This is a genomic window from Kitasatospora sp. RG8, assembly GCF_017813315.1.
Classification (GTDB): domain Bacteria; phylum Actinomycetota; class Actinomycetes; order Streptomycetales; family Streptomycetaceae; genus Kitasatospora.
On record NZ_JAGIYX010000016.1, the window covers coordinates 118,909 to 136,947 of the forward strand.

At 67.9% G+C, this 18,039-nt stretch carries 28 protein-coding genes; all 28 read left to right on the forward strand.

The window, feature by feature from the left end:
* Position 1 precedes the first annotated feature (1 nt).
* The 28 genes from rplP to glmM all read left to right on the forward strand — a co-directional run bounded on the left by rplP (position 2) and on the right by glmM (position 18,000).
* A complete protein-coding gene (gene rplP / locus J5Y04_RS23435) occupies positions 2-421 on the forward strand; it encodes a 50S ribosomal protein L16 (RefSeq protein ID WP_030300385.1) in 420 nt (139 codons plus the stop codon).
* Positions 421-645 (forward strand): 50S ribosomal protein L29, encoded by a 225-nt coding sequence (gene rpmC, locus J5Y04_RS23440; protein ID WP_209414070.1) that lies wholly within the window; start codon positions 421-423, stop codon positions 643-645. Before rplP ends, rpmC begins: the two co-directional genes overlap by 1 nt.
* Entirely contained in the window at positions 645-917 is a 273-nt protein-coding gene (rpsQ, locus tag J5Y04_RS23445; RefSeq protein WP_110670527.1) for a 30S ribosomal protein S17, read from the forward strand. The genes rpmC and rpsQ overlap by 1 nt, the downstream gene beginning before the upstream one ends.
* Before the next feature lie 102 nt (positions 918-1,019).
* Positions 1,020-1,391, forward strand: a complete 372-nt coding sequence (gene rplN / locus J5Y04_RS23450; RefSeq protein WP_030232481.1) for a 50S ribosomal protein L14 — start codon at positions 1,020-1,022, stop codon at positions 1,389-1,391.
* A gap of 15 nt (positions 1,392-1,406) precedes the next feature.
* The gene (gene rplX, locus J5Y04_RS23455; protein WP_148644962.1) at positions 1,407-1,718 is read left to right on the forward strand and encodes a 50S ribosomal protein L24; all 312 of its coding nucleotides are present in this window, start codon (positions 1,407-1,409) and stop codon (positions 1,716-1,718) included.
* Positions 1,718-2,287, forward strand: coding sequence for a 50S ribosomal protein L5 (gene rplE, locus J5Y04_RS23460; protein ID WP_209414071.1), 570 nt, complete (start codon positions 1,718-1,720; stop codon positions 2,285-2,287). The genes rplX and rplE overlap by 1 nt, the downstream gene beginning before the upstream one ends.
* 4 nt (positions 2,288-2,291) lie before the next feature.
* A complete protein-coding gene (locus J5Y04_RS23465; RefSeq protein ID WP_030393303.1) occupies positions 2,292-2,477 on the forward strand; it encodes a type Z 30S ribosomal protein S14 in 186 nt (61 codons plus the stop codon).
* 279 nt (positions 2,478-2,756) lie between these two features.
* The gene (gene rpsH, locus J5Y04_RS23470; RefSeq protein ID WP_209414072.1) at positions 2,757-3,164 is read left to right on the forward strand and encodes a 30S ribosomal protein S8; all 408 of its coding nucleotides are present in this window, start codon (positions 2,757-2,759) and stop codon (positions 3,162-3,164) included.
* Positions 3,165-3,186: 22 nt separating this feature from the next.
* The gene (gene rplF / locus J5Y04_RS23475; protein ID WP_209414074.1) at positions 3,187-3,726 is read left to right on the forward strand and encodes a 50S ribosomal protein L6; all 540 of its coding nucleotides are present in this window, start codon (positions 3,187-3,189) and stop codon (positions 3,724-3,726) included.
* Positions 3,727-3,729: 3 nt separating this feature from the next.
* On the forward strand, positions 3,730-4,113 hold the full coding sequence (gene rplR, locus J5Y04_RS23480) for a 50S ribosomal protein L18 (RefSeq protein ID WP_209414075.1): 384 nt from the start codon (positions 3,730-3,732) through the stop codon (positions 4,111-4,113).
* Positions 4,114-4,161: 48 nt separating this feature from the next.
* Complete coding sequence (gene rpsE / locus J5Y04_RS23485) at positions 4,162-4,785, forward strand: 30S ribosomal protein S5 (RefSeq protein WP_030055834.1); 624 nt, start codon at positions 4,162-4,164, stop codon at positions 4,783-4,785.
* Positions 4,785-4,967, forward strand: a complete 183-nt coding sequence (rpmD, locus tag J5Y04_RS23490; RefSeq protein WP_030300409.1) for a 50S ribosomal protein L30 — start codon at positions 4,785-4,787, stop codon at positions 4,965-4,967. Before rpsE ends, rpmD begins: the two co-directional genes overlap by 1 nt.
* A gap of 1 nt (position 4,968) precedes the next feature.
* Positions 4,969-5,421 carry a 50S ribosomal protein L15 gene (gene rplO / locus J5Y04_RS23495; RefSeq protein WP_209414076.1) on the forward strand — a complete coding sequence of 151 codons (453 nt, stop codon included), beginning with the start codon at positions 4,969-4,971 and terminating at the stop codon, positions 5,419-5,421.
* A gap of 320 nt (positions 5,422-5,741) precedes the next feature.
* A complete protein-coding gene (gene secY / locus J5Y04_RS23500) occupies positions 5,742-7,052 on the forward strand; it encodes a preprotein translocase subunit SecY (RefSeq protein WP_209414078.1) in 1,311 nt (436 codons plus the stop codon).
* Positions 7,052-7,705: an adenylate kinase gene (locus tag J5Y04_RS23505; protein WP_148644395.1), complete on the forward strand. Its 654-nt coding sequence runs from the start codon at positions 7,052-7,054 to the stop codon at positions 7,703-7,705. Before secY ends, J5Y04_RS23505 begins: the two co-directional genes overlap by 1 nt.
* Before the next feature lie 83 nt (positions 7,706-7,788).
* Complete coding sequence (gene map / locus J5Y04_RS23510) at positions 7,789-8,628, forward strand: type I methionyl aminopeptidase (protein ID WP_209414081.1); 840 nt, start codon at positions 7,789-7,791, stop codon at positions 8,626-8,628.
* 128 nt (positions 8,629-8,756) lie between these two features.
* Positions 8,757-9,182, forward strand: a complete 426-nt coding sequence (gene mscL / locus J5Y04_RS23515; RefSeq protein ID WP_209414082.1) for a large conductance mechanosensitive channel protein MscL — start codon at positions 8,757-8,759, stop codon at positions 9,180-9,182.
* Positions 9,183-9,350: 168 nt separating this feature from the next.
* Positions 9,351-9,572, forward strand: a complete 222-nt coding sequence (gene infA / locus J5Y04_RS23520; RefSeq protein ID WP_003956442.1) for a translation initiation factor IF-1 — start codon at positions 9,351-9,353, stop codon at positions 9,570-9,572.
* 56 nt (positions 9,573-9,628) lie between these two features.
* Positions 9,629-9,742 (forward strand): 50S ribosomal protein L36, encoded by a 114-nt coding sequence (gene rpmJ / locus J5Y04_RS23525; RefSeq protein ID WP_003956441.1) that lies wholly within the window; start codon positions 9,629-9,631, stop codon positions 9,740-9,742.
* A 180-nt stretch (positions 9,743-9,922) separates the two neighbouring features.
* A complete protein-coding gene (gene rpsM / locus J5Y04_RS23530; RefSeq protein ID WP_148644398.1) occupies positions 9,923-10,303 on the forward strand; it encodes a 30S ribosomal protein S13 in 381 nt (126 codons plus the stop codon).
* 72 nt (positions 10,304-10,375) lie between these two features.
* Positions 10,376-10,783, forward strand: coding sequence for a 30S ribosomal protein S11 (gene rpsK / locus J5Y04_RS23535; RefSeq protein WP_030232513.1), 408 nt, complete (start codon positions 10,376-10,378; stop codon positions 10,781-10,783).
* A 145-nt stretch (positions 10,784-10,928) separates the two neighbouring features.
* Complete coding sequence (locus J5Y04_RS23540; protein WP_030055844.1) at positions 10,929-11,951, forward strand: DNA-directed RNA polymerase subunit alpha; 1,023 nt, start codon at positions 10,929-10,931, stop codon at positions 11,949-11,951.
* Positions 11,952-12,080: 129 nt separating this feature from the next.
* Positions 12,081-12,560 carry a 50S ribosomal protein L17 gene (rplQ, locus tag J5Y04_RS23545; RefSeq protein WP_209414083.1) on the forward strand — a complete coding sequence of 160 codons (480 nt, stop codon included), beginning with the start codon at positions 12,081-12,083 and terminating at the stop codon, positions 12,558-12,560.
* 93 nt (positions 12,561-12,653) lie between these two features.
* Positions 12,654-13,556, forward strand: a complete 903-nt coding sequence (truA, locus tag J5Y04_RS23550) for a tRNA pseudouridine(38-40) synthase TruA (RefSeq protein ID WP_307853258.1) — start codon at positions 12,654-12,656, stop codon at positions 13,554-13,556.
* A 41-nt stretch (positions 13,557-13,597) separates the two neighbouring features.
* Positions 13,598-15,256, forward strand: coding sequence for an ABC-F family ATP-binding cassette domain-containing protein (locus J5Y04_RS23555; RefSeq protein ID WP_209414084.1), 1,659 nt, complete (start codon positions 13,598-13,600; stop codon positions 15,254-15,256).
* 212 nt (positions 15,257-15,468) lie between these two features.
* Positions 15,469-15,912: a 50S ribosomal protein L13 gene (gene rplM, locus J5Y04_RS23560; RefSeq protein WP_030055846.1), complete on the forward strand. Its 444-nt coding sequence runs from the start codon at positions 15,469-15,471 to the stop codon at positions 15,910-15,912.
* 46 nt (positions 15,913-15,958) lie between these two features.
* Positions 15,959-16,462 (forward strand): 30S ribosomal protein S9, encoded by a 504-nt coding sequence (rpsI, locus tag J5Y04_RS23565; RefSeq protein ID WP_148644401.1) that lies wholly within the window; start codon positions 15,959-15,961, stop codon positions 16,460-16,462.
* A gap of 173 nt (positions 16,463-16,635) precedes the next feature.
* The gene (gene glmM, locus J5Y04_RS23570) at positions 16,636-18,000 is read left to right on the forward strand and encodes a phosphoglucosamine mutase (protein ID WP_209414085.1); all 1,365 of its coding nucleotides are present in this window, start codon (positions 16,636-16,638) and stop codon (positions 17,998-18,000) included.
* Positions 18,001-18,039: the final 39 nt, after the last annotated feature.

The window sequence follows — 18,039 nt, forward strand, 5'->3', positions numbered from 1 at the left end:
AATGCTGATCCCCCGTCGGGTCAAGCACCGCAAGCAGCACCACCCGAAGCGCCGCGGCGCCTCGAAGGGTGGCACCGAGCTGGCGTTCGGCCAGTTCGGCATCCAGGCCGTGACCCCGGCCTACGTGACGAACCGTCAGATCGAGTCCGCTCGTATCGCGATCACCCGTCACATCCGTCGTGGCGGCAAGGTCTGGATCAACATCTACCCGGACCGCCCGCTGACCAAGAAGCCGGCCGAGACCCGCATGGGTTCCGGTAAGGGTTCGCCGGAGTGGTGGATCGCGAACGTGCACCCGGGTCGGGTCATGTTCGAGCTGTCGTACCCGAACGAGAAGGTTGCTCGTGAGGCGCTCACCCGCGCTGCTCACAAGCTTCCGATGAAGTGCCGGATCGTCCGGCGCGAGGACGGTGAGAGCTGATGTCGGCCGCTACCAAGGCTGCTGACCTCCGCCAGCTGGACAACGAGGCTCTCGTTGCCAAGCTGCGTGAGGCCAAGGAGGAGCTGTTCAACCTCCGCTTCCAGGCGGCGACCGGGCAGCTCGACAACCACGGACGGCTCAAGCTCGTCCGTAAGGACATCGCGCGGATCTACACCCTGATGCGCGAGCGCGAGCTGGGCATCGAGACGGTGGAGAACGCCTGATGACTGAGAACACCAACGAGACGCGCGGTTTCCGCAAGACCCGTGAGGGTCTCGTCGTCAGCGACAAGATGGACAAGACCGTCGTCGTCGCCGTCGAGGACCGCGTCAAGCACGCTCTGTACGGCAAGGTCATCCGCCGTACGAACAAGCTGAAGGCGCACGACGAGCAGAACGCGTGCGGCATCGGTGACCGGGTCCTCCTCGCGGAGACCCGCCCGCTGTCCGCGACGAAGCGCTGGCGCGTCGTCGAGATCCTCGAGAAGGCCAAGTAACGAAGCCGATGAGGTACGGCCGTATGTGCACCGGGTCCCCCGCGGACGCCGGTGTGAGCAGCGGCCGGCCCGTCGACTCTCGTTGACGATCAGGAGAAAGCTGTGATCCAGCAGGAGTCGCGACTGCGGGTCGCCGACAACACTGGTGCCAAGGAGATCCTTTGCATCCGTGTTCTCGGTGGCTCCGGTCGCCGCTACGCCGGTATCGGGGACGTCATTGTCGCGACCGTCAAGGACGCGATCCCCGGTGGTTCGGTGAAGAAGGGTGACGTCGTCAAGTGCGTCGTCGTCCGCACCGTCAAGGAGCGTCGTCGTCCGGATGGCTCGTACATCCGCTTCGACGAGAACGCCGCGGTCGTTCTGAAGAACACCGAGGGTGACCCCCGTGGCACCCGCATCTTCGGCCCGGTCGGCCGTGAGCTGCGTGACAAGAAGTTCATGAAGATCATCTCGCTTGCGCCGGAGGTGCTCTAACTCATGGCGAACAGCATGAAGATCAAGAAGGGTGACCTGGTTCAGGTCATCACCGGCAAGGACCGCGGCAAGCAGGGCAAGGTCATCCAGGCCCTCCCCGCCGAGAACAAGGTCCTGGTCGAGGGTGTCAACCGGGTCAAGAAGCACACCAAGCCGGGCCCGGGCACTCAGGGTGGCATTGTCACCGTCGAGGCCCCGGTGCACGTCTCCAACGTCCAGCTGGTCGTGGAGAAGGACGGCAAGAAGGTCGTCACCCGCGTGGGCTACCGCTTCGACGACGAGGGCAACAAGATCCGCGTTGCCAAGCGAACCGGTGAGGACATCTGATGTCTGAGACGTCTGTTGAGAAGGTGACCCCCCGTCTCAAGGAGCGTTACAACTCCGAGATCAAGGGTCAGCTGCAGGAGCAGTTCTCGTACGAGAACGTCATGCTGACGCCCGGCCTGGTCAAGGTCGTCGTCAACATGGGTGTCGGCGAGGCCGCCCGTGACAGCAAGCTGATCGAGGGCGCGATCCGCGACCTGACCGCGATCACCGGTCAGAAGCCGGCCGTGACCAAGGCTCGCAAGTCCATCGCGCAGTTCAAGCTGCGCGAGGGCCAGCCGATCGGCACCCACGTCACCCTCCGTGGTGACCGCATGTGGGAGTTCCTGGACCGTCTGGTGACGCTGGCCCTGCCGCGTATCCGTGACTTCCGTGGTCTCTCCCCCAAGCAGTTCGACGGCCGTGGCAACTACACCTTCGGTCTGACCGAGCAGGTTATGTTCCACGAGATCGACCAGGACAAGGTCGACCGTCAGCGCGGTATGGACATCACCGTCGTGACCACCGCTCAGACCGACGACGAGGGCCGGGCGCTCCTGCGTGCTCTGGGCTTCCCGTTCAAGGAGGCGTGAGCCAATGGCGAAGAAGTCCCTCATCGCGAAGGCCGAGCGGAAGCCGAAGTTCGGCGTCCGGGCCTACACCCGGTGCCAGCGCTGCGGTCGTCCGCACTCGGTGTACCGCAAGTTCGGCCTCTGCCGTGTCTGCCTCCGTGAGATGGCGCACCGCGGCGAGCTGCCGGGCGTGACCAAGAGCTCCTGGTAGTCCAGGAAGTTCTAGTCATCAGCTAGCGAAGCAGAGGTGCCCGGCCCCACACCGCCCGCACTGTTCTTTTGAGCAGGTTTGGGCTCCCGTACGGAATCCCGTAAGGTAGTGGGGTCGGGCCCCCTGTCACGGCCGTCCCATGGCGGCAGGTGATCCTCTTCGGAGGGCTCGCACCCAGTCTTACTACGTCGTAGGTCCCCTGCGCCTGTGCCCTGTACTCCCTCGGAGTACAGGGGACCTTGCGCGGAGAAACCACGGCGAGAGAGGCCTGAGGCCATCATGACCATGACCGACCCCATCGCAGACATGCTCACGCGTCTGCGTAACGCGAACTCGGCGTACCACGACTCCGTGGCGATGCCGGCCAGCAAGATCAAGGCGCACGTCGCCGAGATCCTGCAGCAGGAGGGGTACATCTCCTCCTACAAGGTTGAGGACCCGGCTGAGGGCGAGGTCGGCAAGAAGCTGACCATCGAGCTCAAGTTCGGCCCCAACCGTGAGCGCTCGATCGCTGGCATCAAGCGGATCAGCAAGCCGGGCCTGCGGGTCTACGCAAAGTCCACCAACCTGCCGAAGGTGCTCGGCGGCCTGGGCGTGGCGATCATCTCCACGTCCTCCGGTCTCCTCACCGACAAGCAGGCAGCCAAGAAGGGCGTAGGCGGAGAAGTTCTCGCCTACGTCTGGTAATTCGGGAAACGGAGGTACAGCAATGTCGCGCATTGGACGGCTGCCCATCCCGGTTCCCGCCGGCGTGGACGTCACCATCGATGGCCAGGCGGTCTCGGTGAAGGGCCCGAAGGGCTCCCTCACCCACGTTGTCGCCGCGCCGATCGAGATCGGCAAGGGCGAGGACGGCACTCTGGCTGTCACCCGCCCCAACGACGAGCGTCAGTCGAAGGCCCTGCACGGCCTGACCCGCACGCTGGTGGCGAACATGATCACCGGCGTGACCGCGGGCTACCGCAAGTCGCTGGAGATCAGCGGTGTTGGTTACCGAGTCGCTGCGAAGGGCTCCGACATGGAGTTCCAGCTCGGCTACAGCCACCCGATCCTGGTCGAGGCCCCGGAGGGCATCTCCTTCGTGGTCGAGTCGCCCACCAAGTTCCACGTGGACGGCATCGACAAGCAGAAGGTCGGCGAGGTCGCCGCGAAGATCCGCAAGCTGCGCAAGCCCGACCCGTACAAGGCCAAGGGCGTCAAGTACGCGGGCGAGGTCATCCGCCGCAAGGTCGGAAAGAGTGGTAAGTAAGCGATGAGCGTCTCTGTCAAGATCGGCAAGGGCAACGCCTACAAGAGCGCCGCTCGCAAGCGCCGCGCGATCCGCGTTCGCAAGCGCGTCGTCGGCACCGAGGTGCGTCCGCGCCTCGTCGTGACGCGTTCGAACCGTCACATGGTCGCCCAGGTCATCGACGACGCCAAGGGTCACACCCTGGCGTCGGCGTCCACTCTCGACGTGTCCATCAAGGGCGTCGAGGGCGACAAGACCGAGCTGGCCAAGAAGGTCGGGAGCCTGGTCGCCGAGCGCGCCAAGGCCGCCGGCATCGAGTCGGTCGTCTTCGACCGCGCGGGCAACCGGTACGCAGGCCGCATCGCCGCTCTGGCCGATGCCGCCCGTGAGGCCGGGCTCGACTTCTAAGCCGCTCGTCGGCTCAGTCGACGGACGTAATCGAGAGAGGTAATTCCAATGGCTGGACCCCAGCGCCGCGGTAGCGGCGCCGGCGGCGGCACCGGCGGTGGCGAGCGGCGCGACCGTAAGCGTGACGACCGGGGTAACGCCCCCGCCGTCGAGAAGACCGCTTACGTCGAGCGTGTCGTTGCGATCAACCGTGTCGCCAAGGTTGTCAAGGGTGGTCGTCGTTTCAGCTTCACCGCGCTGGTCGTGGTGGGCGACGGTGACGGCACCGTGGGTGTCGGTTACGGGAAGGCGAAGGAGGTTCCGGCCGCCATCGCCAAGGGTGTTGAGGAGGCCAAGAAGAACTTCTTCAAGGTCCCCCGTATCCAGGGCACCATCCCGCACCCGATCCAGGGCGAGAAGGCTGCCGGCGTCGTGCTCCTGAAGCCGGCTGCCCCCGGTACCGGTGTTATCGCCGGTGGCCCGGTGCGTGCCGTGCTGGAGTGCGCGGGCATCCACGACATCCTGTCGAAGTCGCTCGGCTCCGACAACGCGATCAACATCGTGCACGCCACCGTGGCCGCTCTGAAGGGCCTCGTGCGCCCCGAGGAGATCGCCGCCCGTCGTGGCCTGCCGCTGGAGGACGTGGCTCCCGCCGCTCTGCTGCGGGCTCGTGCTGCAGGGGTGAGCGCCTGATGGCTCGCCTGAAGATCACGCAGACCAAGTCCTACATCGGCAGCAAGCAGAACCACCGCGAGACGCTGCGCTCGCTGGGTCTGAAGCGCATGCACGATGTGGTCGTCAAGGAGGACCGTCCCGAGATCCGCGGGATGGCCCAGACCGTGCGTCACCTCGTCACGGTCGAGGAGGTGGACTGAGATGGCTGACTCGCCGATCAAGGTGCACAACCTGCGTCCCGCCCCGGGTGCCAAGACCGCCAAGACCCGTGTCGGTCGTGGTGAGGGCTCCAAGGGTAAGACCGCCGGTCGTGGTACCAAGGGCACCAAGGCCCGCTACCAGGTTCCGCAGCGCTTCGAGGGTGGCCAGATGCCGCTCCACATGCGCCTGCCGAAGCTGAAGGGTTTCAAGAACCCGTTCAAGATCACGTTCCAGGTCGTCAACCTCGACAAGCTGGCCGAGCTCTACCCGCAGGGTGGAGAGGTCACGGTCGAGGACCTGGTCGCCAAGGGCGCGGTTCGCAAGAACTCCCTCGTCAAGGTGCTCGGCACCGGCGAGATCTCGGTTGCCCTGCAGGTGACGGTTGACGCCGTCTCCGGCTCCGCCGCCGAGAAGATCACCGCCGCCGGCGGTACCGTCACCGAGCTCGTCTGAGCCCGCTGACTCCCCACGAGCCCCGCACCCCCTTCGGGAGGTGCGGGGCTCGTGTCGTTCCGGTGGTCGTCCTGTCGGCGTCCCCGGTAGGTGCGGCCCTCGTTCTTTTGTGTGGCAAACCCGGGCATCCCGTACCCCGTGAGTGGGGGAGGGGCCGTACGCGCTTCTTTCGAGTGGCCGCGCACTGTTAGAGTCCGTGGAGTTCCCTTGTAGGCTGCGCGTAGGCTCGCCTGTGCCGTCTGTACGGGGGCCCGAACCGAAAACTCCCCATTCAGGACCGACCCTCCCGCCGACGACGCGCGGGAGGCGCAGGAGGCACCGTGCTCAGTGCGTTCGCGCGGGCGTTCCAGACGCCCGACCTGCGCAAGAAGCTGCTGTTCACGCTGGGCATCATGGTGCTGTTCCGGCTGGGCTCCCACATCCCGGTACCCGGGGTGGACTTCCAGGCCGTCAACGCCTGTGTGAAGGAGACCAAGAACAGCGGTCTGTTCGGGCTCGTCAACCTGTTCAGCGGTGGCGCGCTCCTCCAGCTGACGATCTTCGCGCTCGGCATCATGCCGTACATCACGGCCAGCATCATCCTCCAGCTCCTCACCGTCGTGATCCCGCGACTCGAGGCGCTGAAGAAGGAGGGGCAGGCCGGTACCGCGAAGATCACCCAGTACACCCGGTACCTGACCATCGCGCTCGCCGTGCTCCAGGGCACCGGCATCGTGGCGACGGCCTCCAGCGGCGCGCTCTTCTCGGGTTGTGTCTACGCCAACCAGATCGTGCCCGACACCGGGGTGTTCCGGATCGCCGTCATGGTCCTCACCATGACCGCCGGCACCACCTTCATCATGTGGCTCGGCGAGCTGATCACCGACCGCGGCATCGGCAACGGCATGTCCCTGCTGATCTTCACCTCGATCGCGGCGCAGTTCCCGTCCTCGATGTGGGCGATCAAGCAGTCCGGCACCATCGGCGACGGCTGGGTCGAGTTCCTCTCCGTGGTCGCGGTCGGCGTCATCGTTGTGATGCTGGTCATCTTCGTGGAGCAGGCGCAGCGCCGGATCCCGGTCCAGTACGCGAAGCGGATGATCGGCCGCCGGGCCTTCGGCGGCACTTCGACCTACATCCCGCTCAAGGTGAACCAGGCCGGTGTCATCCCGGTCATCTTCGCCTCGTCCCTGCTGTACATCCCCGCCCTGGTGGTCCAGCTGACCAACAGCCAGGCGAGCTGGGCGACCTGGATCAGGACGAACTTCGTCAAGGGTGACCACCCGATCTACATGGCCACCTACTTCCTGCTGATCGTCTTCTTCGCCTTCTTCTACGTCGCCATCTCCTTCAACCCCGAAGAAGTTGCCGACAATATGAAGAAGTATGGTGGGTTCATCCCGGGCATCCGGGCCGGCCGACCGACGGCCGAGTACCTGAACTACGTGCTCACCCGCATCACGTGGCCGGGTTCGCTCTACCTGGGCCTGATCGCGTTGATCCCGATGATCGCCCTGGTCGCCTTCGGACAGCAGACCAACTTCCCGTTCGGCGGCACCAGTGTTCTCATCGTCGTCGGCGTCGGACTCGAAACTGTGAAGCAGATCGAGAGCCAGCTCCAGCAGCGCAATTACGAAGGGTTCCTCCGCTGATGCGTATCGTCCTCGTCGGGCCTCCCGGGGCCGGGAAGGGTACTCAGGCGCACCTGCTCGCCAAGACCCTGTCCATCCCCCACATCTCCACCGGTGACCTGTTCCGCGCCAACATCGGTCAGGGCACCCCGCTGGGGCTCGAGGCCAAGAGCTACATGGACGCGGGTCGCCTGGTGCCGGACGAGGTCACCATCGGGATGGCCAAGGACCGCATGCTCCAGCCCGACGCGGCCAAGGGCTTCCTGCTCGACGGCTTCCCCCGCAACCTGGGCCAGGCCAAGGCGCTGGACGAGTTCCTCGCCGAGCAGGGCATCGCGCTGGACGGCGTGCTGGACCTGGAGGTCCCGGAGGACGAGGTCGTCCGCCGCATCGCCGGCCGCCGGCTCTGCCGCAACGACGGCGGCCACGTCTTCCACGTGGACTACAACGCGCCGAAGACCGAGGGCGTCTGCGACGAGTGCGGCGGCGAGCTGTACCAGCGCTCGGACGACACCGAGGAGAAGGTGCGCACGCGCCTGGAGGTCTACCACACGGAGACCGAGCCGATCATCGACTACTACGCCCAGCAGGGCCTGGTGGCGACGATCCCGGCCCTCGGCAAGGTGGACGAGGTGACCCAGCGCGCGATCGAGGCGCTGAAGCAGGACAGCTGAAGTCTCAGTGACGTACGTACGGTGGAACGAGTGCACGGCCGCCCGGCAAGGACCGGGCGGGAACCCAAGGAAGGCGTGACCAGATGGTGGAGATCAAGACCCCCGAGCAGATCGCGAAGATGCGAGCGGCCGGGCTGGTCGTCGCCGAGGCGCTGAAGGCCTGCCGCGAGGCGGTCGCTCCGGGGGTGACCACCCAGGAGCTCAACGACGTCGCGGACAAGGTCATCACCGACCACGGCGCCACCTCGAACTTCCGCGCCCACCACGGCGGGCTCTGGTTCCCCGGGGTGATCTGCGCCTCGGTCAACAACGAGGTCGTCCACGGCATCCCGGGCGAGCGGGTGCTCCAGGAGGGCGACGTCATCTCGATCGACTGCGGTGCCATCCTGGACGGCTGGCACGGCGACGCGGCGATCACCGTGGCGGTCGGCGAGGTCCGGCCCGAGGTCGAGATGCTGAGCCGGGTCACCGAGGGCTCGATGTGGGCCGGCATCGCCCAGATGAAGAAGGGCAACCGCCTGGTCGACGTCTCCAAGGCGATCGAGGGCTTCATCCGGCGCCAGCCGCTGCCGCCCAAGGGCAAATGGGGCATCACCGAGGGCTACGGCGGCCACGGCATCGGCACCGCGATGCACATGGAGCCGCACGTGCTGAACTACGTCGAGCGCGGCCGTGGCAAGGGCCCCAAGCTGATCCCCGGCACCGTGCTGGCGATCGAGCCCATGGTCTCGCTCGGCACCCCGCACACCACCGTGCTGGAGGACGAGTGGACCGTCGTGACCAACGACGGCACCTGGGCCTCGCACTGGGAGCACTCGGTGGCCGTGACCGAGCAGGGCCCGCTGGTGCTGACCGCCTTCGACGGCGGCAAGGCCGAGCTGGCGAAGCTGGGCATCACCGCAGCTCCGGACCCCCTGGCGTAGCCGGAGCGGGGCCCAACTGCCTCGTCTGACAAGGGATCAGAGCCCTGGAGGTTTGGACCTCCAGGGCTTTTGTCCTATTTTTATCGGCTGGCAGTGGCTTCAGCGGCTTCGAACGGCAGGAGAGTGCAGTGCTCAAGGGATTCCGCGACTTCATGATGCGCGGCAACGTGGTCGACATGGCCGTCGGTGTGGTCATCGGTGCCGCCTTCACCGGCGTGGTGACCGGCTTCGTGTCGGCGTTCCTCACCCCGCTGGTGGGTGTGGTGGTCGGTGCGGCCGGCGACTTCAGCTCGTACAAGGCGAACGTGGCCGGGGTCGTCTTCCCGTACGGGCAGTTCCTCAACGTGCTGATCGCGTTCTTCATGACCGCCGCGGTGCTGTACTTCTGCGTCGTGCTGCCGGTGACCAAGGCCACCGCACGGTACATGCCGAAGAAGCCGAAGACCCCGAAGCGCCCCTGCCCCGAGTGCCTGACCGAGATCCCCGAGGCCGCCCGCCGTTGCTCGGCCTGCACCGCGCACGTCGAGCCGCTGGTGATCGCCGCCCAGCGGTGACACCGGGCCCCGGTTTTGGCGCATCCCGCGGGCTGGCGTAGGATGGACCGTCGGCTCACTCGTAGCGTGCTTCAGCACGCCCTCTTCCCTCACGGGTCGGGGTGAACCCAGGTTCGCACGAGCGTGCCGCATACGGTAGCCGGTCCCGGAAGGTGGATCTCGCAGTTCATGGCTAAGAAGCAAGGCGCCATTGAGATCGAGGGCACCGTGATCGAGTCTCTTCCGAACGCGATGTTCAAGGTCGAGCTGCAGAACGGTCACAAGGTCCTCGCGCACATCAGCGGCAAGATGCGGATGCACTACATCCGCATCCTGCCGGACGACAGGGTCGTCGTGGAGCTCAGCCCCTACGACCTCACGCGCGGCCGGATCGTCTACCGCTACAAGTAAGAGAAATCATCGCCTCGCGGCGGTGGCGTCAGATCTAGACCCGGAGAACCTGAGACATGAAGGTCAAGCCGAGCGTCAAGAAGATCTGCGACAAGTGCAAGGTGATCCGCCGTCACGGCCGGGTCATGGTGATCTGCGACAACCTGCGCCACAAGCAGCGCCAGGGCTGATTGCTCTCCCCCCAGCATTTCTCGTAGTACTTCGCGCGACGCGAAAACGTCATAAGCGGGCTACCCGATCCGCCCTTCGCTGGGCGGACTGCCGCCCCCGGTCAGAGGCCGGGGCTCCCTCACCGTGAGGTGTCGGAGTAGGTAGCACGCAAGACCTCTGAAGAAACACAGGAGCCTTGAATGGCACGCCTCGCCGGCGTTGATCTCCCCCGTGAGAAGCGGATCGAGATCGCCCTTACCTACGTGTACGGCATCGGCCGTACCCGCGCCCAGCAGACCCTGGCCGAGACCGGTGTCAACCCGGATGTCCGCGTTCGCGACATCACCGAGGAAGACCTGGTCAAGCTGGGCCAGTACATCGACGCCAACTACACGGTCGAGGGTGACCTCCGCCGTGAGGTGGCCGCCGACATCCGCCGCAAGGTCGAGATCGGCTGCTACGAGGGTCTGCGTCACCGCCGTGGCCTGCCGGTCCGCGGTCAGCGCACCCACACCAACGCGCGTACCCGCAAGGGCCCGCGTCGCGCGATCGCCGGCAAGAAGAAGCCGGGCAAGAAGTAGTCCGTCCCGTAACCGGACATCCCTCCGGCCCGCGGGTCAGCGGACCGACCACCTCAGTAGGAGAACAGACTTATGCCCCCCAAGGGTCGTCAGGCTGCCGGCGCGAAGAAGATCCGCCGCAAGGAAAAGAAGAACGTCGCTCACGGCCACGCGCACATCAAGAGCACGTTCAACAACACCATCGTTTCGATCACCGACCCCGCGGGCAACGTGATCTCCTGGGCCTCCGCCGGTCACGTCGGCTTCAAGGGCTCGCGCAAGTCCACCCCGTTCGCCGCGCAGATGGCCGCCGAGGCCGCTGCCCGTCGCGCGCAGGAGCACGGCATGCGCAAGGTTGACGTCTTCGTCAAGGGTCCGGGCTCCGGCCGCGAGACCGCGATCCGTTCGCTCCAGGCCACCGGCCTGGAGGTCGGCTCGATCCAGGACGTCACCCCCACTCCGCACAACGGCTGCCGTCCGCCGAAGCGCCGCCGCGTCTGACGCAGCGCCTTCGGGCACGCAGTACCTGCTTCACACCTCGTACGGGGTCCCGCGCAGCGATTCGTCGCTGCCGGCGGGACCCCGTACGCTTGGTCCTGTCGGCATCAAATAGTGGGTGCCGAAGACAACTGGAGGAACACCCCTCATGCTTATCGCTCAGCGCCCCTCGCTGACCGAAGAGGTCGTCGACGAGTTCCGCTCGCGGTTCGTGATCGAGCCGCTGGAGCCGGGCTTCGGTTACACCCTCGGCAACTCCCTGCGCCGCACCCTCCTCTCGTCGATCCCCGGCGCTGCTGTCACCAGCATCCGCATCGACGGTGTCCTGCACGAGTTCACCACCGTGCCGGGCGTCAAGGAGGACGTCACCGACCTCATCCTGAACATCAAGCAGCTGGTCGTCTCCTCGGAGCACGACGAGCCGGTCGTGATGTACCTGCGCAAGCAGGGCCCGGGTGTGGTCACCGCCGCCGACATCGCCCCGCCGGCCGGTGTCGAGGTGCACAACCCCGAGCTGGTCCTGGCCACGCTGAACGGCAAGGGCAAGCTGGAGATGGAGCTGACCGTCGAGCGCGGTCGCGGCTACGTCTCCGCCGTGCAGAACAAGGCCTCCGGCCAGGAGATCGGCCGCATCCCGGTCGACTCGATCTACAGCCCCGTGCTGAAGGTCACCTACAAGGTCGAGGCCACCCGTGTCGAGCAGCGGACCGACTTCGACAAGCTGATCGTCGACGTCGAGACCAAGCCCGCCATGCGCCCGCGTGACGCCATGGCCTCGGCCGGCAAGACCCTGGTGGAGCTGTTCGGTCTCGCCCGCGAGCTGAACATCGACGCCGAGGGCATCGACATGGGCCCGTCCCCGACGGACGCCGCCCTGGCCGCCGACCTGGCGCTGCCGATCGAGGAGCTGGAGCTCACCGTTCGGTCGTACAACTGCCTCAAGCGCGAGGGCATCCACACCGTGGGTGAGCTCGTCGCCCGCTCCGAGGCCGACCTGCTCGACATCCGCAACTTCGGTGCGAAGTCGATCGACGAGGTCAAGGCGAAGCTGGCCGGCATGGGCCTGGCCCTCAAGGACAGCCCGCCCGGGTTCGACCCGACCGCCGCCGCCGACGCCTTCGGCGCCGACGACCTGGACGACGCGGGTTACGCGGAGACCGAGCAGTACTGAGTTTGAACCGTGGGAACGGCCGCTTCGGCGGCCGTTCCCGTGGGTCGATGAAAGTCCTGCGGACACAGTGTCCACAGGCCCGTTGCGGTACCTGGTACGGCCGCAGTCGGAGATTCGAGGAGTAATTCCATGCCGCGTCCCACCAAGGGTGCCCGCCTCGGCGGCGGCCCGCACCACGAGCCCCTGCTGCTCGCCGGTCTGGCCCGTGAGCTGTTCCAGTACGGCCGCATCACCACCACCGAGGCCAAGGCCCGTCGCCTGCGCCCGCTGGCGGAGAAGCTGATCACCAAGGCGAAGAAGGGCGACATCCACAACCGTCGCCTGGTCCGCAAGACGATCACCGACATCGCCGTGCTGCACACCCTCTTCACCGAGATCGCGCCGCGCTACGAGAACCGCCCGGGTGGCTACACCCGCATCACCAAGATCGGTCCCCGTCGTGGCGACAACGCCCCGATGGCCGTGATCGAGCTGGTCGAGGCGCTGACCGTCGCGCAGACCGCTGTCGGCGAGGCCGAGGCCGCCACCAAGCGCGCCGTCAAGGAGGCCGACGAGGCCGCCGCCGTCGAGACCAAGGCCGACGAGGCCGAGGCCGCCGAGCAGGCCTGACACCTCCAGGTGTTGCGGGCCCGCCCTCCCATTCGTGGGGGAGCGGGCCCGTTCCCCGTTTTGGGCAGAAGAAGCAGTCCCGGGAGGGAAGCAGTGGTCAACGATTGCGCCGAGCGGCCGCCGGTGAAGGACGGTCCGGCGGACGGGTACGTCCGGGTCCGGCTCGACCTCGCCTACCAGGGCGCCGAGTTCTCCGGCTGGGCCCGCCAGCGCGGCGGGCGGCGGACGGTGCAGGAGGAGATCGAGACCGCGCTGCAGATCGTCACCCGCAGCACCGAGCTGTACCCGCTGACCGTCGCCGGCCGCACCGACGCCGGGGTGCACGCCCGCGGCCAGGTCGCGCACGTCGACCTGCCGGAAGCCCTGTGGGCCGAGCACCGGGAGAAGCTGCTGCGCCGGCTGGCCGGGCGGCTGCCCGGGGACGTCCGGATCTACCGGCTCGGCGAGGCTCCGGCCGGCTTCGACGCCCGCTTCTCCGCGATCTGGCGCCGGTACGCCTACCGGGTCGCCGACCACCCCGGCGGGGTGGACCCGCTGCTGCGCGGGCACGTGCTCTGGCACGACCGGCCGCTGGACGTCGAGAAGATGAACGCGGCCGCCGCGCTGCTGCTGGGCGAGCACGACTTCGCCGCCTACTGCAAGAAGCGCGAGGGCGCGACCACCATCCGCACCCTGCTGGAGCTGCACTGGGACCGCGTCCCGGTCGATTCCTACGCCTCGCAGGAGGGCTCGCTGGCGGTCGCGACCGTACGGGCGGACGCCTTCTGCCACAACATGGTGCGGGCGCTGGTCGGCGCGATGCTGCTGGTCGGCGACGGCCACCGGCCGGTGGAGTTCCCCGGCGAGGTGCTGGCCGGCGGGGTGCGCAACTCCGCGGTCAACGTCATCCGGCCGTACGGGCTGACGCTGGAGGAGGTCGGCTACCCGGCCGACGACCAGCTCGCCGAGCGCAGCCGGCTGGCCCGTCGGATCAGGACCCTGCCGGGCCGCCCGTAATCCGTTTTGGCCCACGGCCGCGGCTTGGGACAATCTCCCTCATGGGACACGTCGAGATTTCGCACCTTGAGTACTACCTGCCGGACGGGCGGGTGCTGTTCGACGACGCGTCCTTCCGGGTCGGCGAGGGCGCCGCGGTCGCCCTGGTGGGCGCCAACGGCGCCGGCAAGACCACGCTGCTGCGCATGATCGCGGGCGACATCCAGCCGCACGGCGGCTCGGTGACGATCAGCGGCGGCCTCGGCGTGATGCGCCAGTTCGTCGGCACCACCGGCCGCGAGGACCAGGCGCAGACGCCGGGCGCGCTGCCCGCCGACGCCTCCGTCCGCGACCTGCTGGTCTCCGTCGCCCCGGAGCGGATCGCCGTCGCGGCCCGCGCGGTGGACGCGGCCGAGCTGGCGATGATCGCCCAGGACGACGAGAAGACGCAGATGGCGTACGCCCAGGCGCTCTCCGACTGGGCCGACGTCGGCGGCTACGACTACGAGACCGACTGGGACGTCTGCACCATGGCGGCCCTCGGCATGCCCTTCGACAAGGCCCAGTGGCGCGGCCTGAACACCCTCTCCGGCGGCGAGCAGAAGCGCCTCGTCCTGGAGGCGCTGCTGCGCGGCCCCGAAGAGGTGCTGCTGCTGGACGAGCCGGACAACTACCTGGACGTCCCGGGCAAGCGCTGGCTGGAGGAGGCCATCCGGGCCACCTCGAAGACCGTGCTGTACATCTCCCACGACCGCGAGCTGCTCTCCCGGACGGCGGAGAAGATCATCAGCGTCGAGTCCGGCGCGGCCGGCAGCAGCGTCTGGGTGCACGGCGGCGGCTTCGACACCTTCCACGACGCCCGCAAGGCCCGGTTCGAGCGCTTCGAGGAGCTGCGCCGCCGCTGGGACGAGGAGCACGCCAAGCTGAAGAAGCTGGTCGTCACCCTGCGCCAGGCCGCCTCGGTCAGCCACGAGATGGCCTCCCGCTACTCCGCCGCCCAGACCAGGCTGAAGAAGTTCGAGGACGCCGGCCCGCCGGAGACGCCGCCGCGCGAGCAGACCATCACCATGCGCCTCAAGGGCGGCCGGACGGGCGTGCGCGCGTTCACCATGGAGCAGCTGGAGCTCACCGGCCTGATGAAGCCGTTCGACCTGGAGGTCTTCTACGGCGAGCGGGTCGGCGTGCTGGGCTCCAACGGCTCCGGGAAGTCGCACTTCCTGCGGCTGCTCGCCGGGGACGAGACGGTCGCGCACACCGGCGCGTGGAAGCTCGGCGCCCGGGTCGTGCCGGGCCACTTCCGGCAGACCCACGCCCACCCGGAGCTGTTCGGCCGGACGGTGCGGTCGATCGTCGAGGAGGAGCACGCGCTCAGCCGCGGCGCCGCCATGGGCGCGCTGCGCCGGTACGAGCTGGACCGGCAGGAGGAGCAGAAGTTCGAGTCGCTGTCCGGCGGACAGCAGGCCCGGCTGATGATCCTGAAGCTCGAACTCTCCGGTGTGACGGCCCTGTTGCTCGACGAGCCGACCGACAACCTGGACCTGGAGAGCGCCGAGGCGCTCCAGGCGGGCCTGGAGGCGTTCGACGGCACGGTGCTCTGCGTCACGCACGACCGCTGGTTCGCCAAGACCTTCGACCGTTTCCTGGTGTTCGGCGCGGACGGCCGGGTCTACGAGTCGCCCGAGCCGGTCTGGGACGTCACCCGGGTCGAGCGCGACCGCTGAGCGTTTTTGACCCGCCCGGGGTGGCCCGGTAGGCTGGGTGCTTGTTGTGCGTATTGGCTCGCTCTATCTCACGTGAGAGGTCGGTACGCCGGAGATACCAGGTCGGCGACCCAGCGGCCCCCCCCTTGAATTGCGTCCAAGGCGGCCAGGCTGATGCCCTCGACCGGGTGCTCCTGTCAGGACTCACTCACTGAAAAGCAGAGGCTACGACCGTGCGTACGTACAGCCCCAAGCCCGGCGACGTCCAGCGTCAGTGGCACGTCATCGACGCGACCGACGTCGTGCTCGGCCGCCTGGCCTCCCAGGCCGCCAACCTCCTCCGGGGCAAGCACAAGGCGATCTACGCGCCGCACGTTGACACCGGTGACTTCGTCATCATCATCAACGCGGACAAGGTGCACCTGTCGGGTAACAAGAAGACCCAGAAGCTGGCCTACCGCCACAGCGGTTTCCCGGGCGGTCTCCGCTCGGTCCGCTACGACGACCTCCTGGCGAACAACCCGGAGAAGGCCGTCGAGAAGGCCATCAAGGGCATGATCCCCAAGAACTCCCTGGGTCGCCAGATGCTCTCGAAGCTGAAGGTCTACTCGGGCGACCAGCACCCGCACGCTGCCCAGCAGCCGGTGCCGTTCGAGATCACCCAGGTCGCGCAGTAACTCCGGCCACCTAGCCCCCCAACACTGAAAAGAGCTGAGGAACCCCGTGGCCGAGACCACTGAAACCCTTGAGGTCGACTTCGACGAGACCGTCGTCGAGGGCGAGTACACCTCCGAGGAGAGCTACACCTCCGAGTCGCTGGCCGGCCGCTTCGGCGAGGCCGTCCCCGGCGCCGGCCTTGGCCGCCGCAAGGAGGCGATCGCCCGCGTGCGCATCGTCCCCGGCACCGGCGTCTGGAAGATCAACGGTCGCACCCTGGAGAACTACTTCCCCAACAAGGTGCACCAGCAGACCGTGAACGAGCCCTTCAAGCTGCTGGAGCTCGACGGTCGTTACGACGTCGTCGCCCGCATCTCGGGTGGCGGCACCTCCGGTCAGGCCTACGCGCTGCGCCTCGGCGTCGCCCGTGCCCTGAACGAGGCCGACGTGGACAACAACCGCGCCGCCCTCAAGAAGGCCGGCTTCCTGATGCGTGACGCCCGTGCCGTCGAGCGCAAGAAGGCCGGTCTGAAGAAGGCCCGCAAGGCGCCGCAGTACAGCAAGCGCTAATTGCGCCCCAGGGGTGTGTACCGCCCTGGTGGTCACACCCCTGGTTGCGCTCTCACGCCCCGGAGTACCCCGTGTACTCCGGGGCGTCGTGCTCCCCGGCCACGGTGCGGAGGCCGGGGAGCGATCGGATTCACTGCCGGGCACTGCCGGCAGCAGCGATGGAGGACGGGACTGTGGGACGACTCTTCGGTACGGACGGCGTACGCGGTGTGGCCAACGAGGGGCTGACGGCCGAGCTGGCGCTCGGGCTGTCGGTCGCGGCGGCGCACGTACTCGGTGAGGCGGGGGCCTTCGACGGCCACCGGCCGGTCGCGGTCGTCGGCCGCGATCCCCGGGCCTCGGGCGAGTTCCTGGAGGCCGCGGTCATCGCCGGCCTGGCCAGCGCGGGCGTCGACGTGCTGCGGGTCGGTGTGCTCCCCACCCCGGCGGTGGCGTACCTCACCGGCGCGCTCGGCGCCGACTTCGGCGTCATGCTCTCGGCCAGCCACAACGCCATGCCGGACAACGGCATCAAGTTCCTCGCCCGTGGCGGCCACAAGCTGGACGACCGCATCGAGGACGCGATCGAGACGCACTACCGGACGTACTCCGTCGGCAGCGACGAGTGGAAGCGCCCGACCGGCGCCGCCGTCGGCCGGGTCCGCGAGTACACCGAGGGCTTCGACAAGTACGTCGCCCACCTGATCGGCGTGCTGCCCAACCGCCTGGACGGCATCCGGGTCGTCATCGACGGCGCCCACGGCGCGGCCGCGTACGTCGCCCCCGAGGCCTTCGCCCGGGCCGGCGCCGAGGTCGTCCACACCCTGGGGGCCGAGCCCACCGGCCTCAACATCAACGACGGTGTCGGCTCCACCCACCTGGACCGGCTGCGCTCCGCCATGAAGGAGTACCGGGCCGACCTCGGCATCGCGCTCGACGGCGACGCCGACCGCTGCCTGGCCGCCGACGCGGACGGCAACGAGGTCGACGGCGACCAGATCATCGCGATCCTGGCCGTCGCCATGAAGGAGGCCGGCACGCTGCGCGGCAACACCGCCGTCGCCACCGTGATGTCCAACCTGGGCTTCAAGCTGGCGATGGAGCGCGAGGGCATCGAGCTGGTGCAGACGGCGGTCGGTGACCGCTACGTGCTGGAGGCGATGAAGGAGCACGGCTTCGCGCTGGGCGGCGAGCAGTCCGGCCACGTCATCCTGCTGGACCACGCCACCACCGGCGACGGCACCCTGACCGGCCTCATGCTGGGCGCCCGGCTGGCCGCGACCAAGCAGCCGCTGGCCGACCTGGCCGCCGTGATGACCCGGCTCCCGCAGCTGCTGATCAACGTCAAGGGCGTCGACAAGAGCCGGGTGAAGAGCAGTCAGGAGCTGGCCGCCGCGGTCGCCGAGGCCGAGGCCGAGCTGGGCTCCACCGGCCGGGTGCTGCTGCGCCCGTCCGGCACCGAGCCGCTGGTCCGGGTGATGGTGGAGGCCGCCGACCAGGTGCAGGCCAAGGCCGTTGCCGAGCGGCTGGCCGAGGCCGTCCGGACCCACCTGGGCTGACCGCCGGTCAAACGCGAAGGCCCCCGCCGTGGTTCACGG

Bases quoted from the DNA above. Each gene is read 5' to 3' on its own strand.
- rplP (WP_030300385.1), top strand. From the start codon at position 2: ATGCTGATCCCCCGTCGGGTCAAGCACCGCAAGCAGCACCACCCGAAG.
- rpmC (WP_209414070.1), top strand. From the start codon at position 421: ATGTCGGCCGCTACCAAGGCTGCTGACCTCCGCCAGCTGGACAACGAG.
- rpsQ (WP_110670527.1), top strand. From the start codon at position 645: ATGACTGAGAACACCAACGAGACGCGCGGTTTCCGCAAGACCCGTGAG.
- rplX (WP_148644962.1), top strand. From the start codon at position 1,407: ATGAAGATCAAGAAGGGTGACCTGGTTCAGGTCATCACCGGCAAGGAC.
- rplE (WP_209414071.1), top strand. From the start codon at position 1,718: ATGTCTGAGACGTCTGTTGAGAAGGTGACCCCCCGTCTCAAGGAGCGT.
- J5Y04_RS23465 (WP_030393303.1), top strand. From the start codon at position 2,292: ATGGCGAAGAAGTCCCTCATCGCGAAGGCCGAGCGGAAGCCGAAGTTC.
- rpsH (WP_209414072.1), top strand. From the start codon at position 2,757: ATGACCATGACCGACCCCATCGCAGACATGCTCACGCGTCTGCGTAAC.
- rplF (WP_209414074.1), top strand. From the start codon at position 3,187: ATGTCGCGCATTGGACGGCTGCCCATCCCGGTTCCCGCCGGCGTGGAC.
- rplR (WP_209414075.1), top strand. From the start codon at position 3,730: ATGAGCGTCTCTGTCAAGATCGGCAAGGGCAACGCCTACAAGAGCGCC.
- rpsE (WP_030055834.1), top strand. From the start codon at position 4,162: ATGGCTGGACCCCAGCGCCGCGGTAGCGGCGCCGGCGGCGGCACCGGC.
- rpmD (WP_030300409.1), top strand. From the start codon at position 4,785: ATGGCTCGCCTGAAGATCACGCAGACCAAGTCCTACATCGGCAGCAAG.
- rplO (WP_209414076.1), top strand. From the start codon at position 4,969: ATGGCTGACTCGCCGATCAAGGTGCACAACCTGCGTCCCGCCCCGGGT.
- J5Y04_RS23505 (WP_148644395.1), top strand. From the start codon at position 7,052: ATGCGTATCGTCCTCGTCGGGCCTCCCGGGGCCGGGAAGGGTACTCAG.
- map (WP_209414081.1), top strand. From the start codon at position 7,789: ATGGTGGAGATCAAGACCCCCGAGCAGATCGCGAAGATGCGAGCGGCC.
- infA (WP_003956442.1), top strand. From the start codon at position 9,351: ATGGCTAAGAAGCAAGGCGCCATTGAGATCGAGGGCACCGTGATCGAG.
- rpmJ (WP_003956441.1), top strand. From the start codon at position 9,629: ATGAAGGTCAAGCCGAGCGTCAAGAAGATCTGCGACAAGTGCAAGGTG.
- rpsM (WP_148644398.1), top strand. From the start codon at position 9,923: ATGGCACGCCTCGCCGGCGTTGATCTCCCCCGTGAGAAGCGGATCGAG.
- rpsK (WP_030232513.1), top strand. From the start codon at position 10,376: ATGCCCCCCAAGGGTCGTCAGGCTGCCGGCGCGAAGAAGATCCGCCGC.
- J5Y04_RS23540 (WP_030055844.1), top strand. From the start codon at position 10,929: ATGCTTATCGCTCAGCGCCCCTCGCTGACCGAAGAGGTCGTCGACGAG.
- rplQ (WP_209414083.1), top strand. From the start codon at position 12,081: ATGCCGCGTCCCACCAAGGGTGCCCGCCTCGGCGGCGGCCCGCACCAC.
- J5Y04_RS23555 (WP_209414084.1), top strand. From the start codon at position 13,598: ATGGGACACGTCGAGATTTCGCACCTTGAGTACTACCTGCCGGACGGG.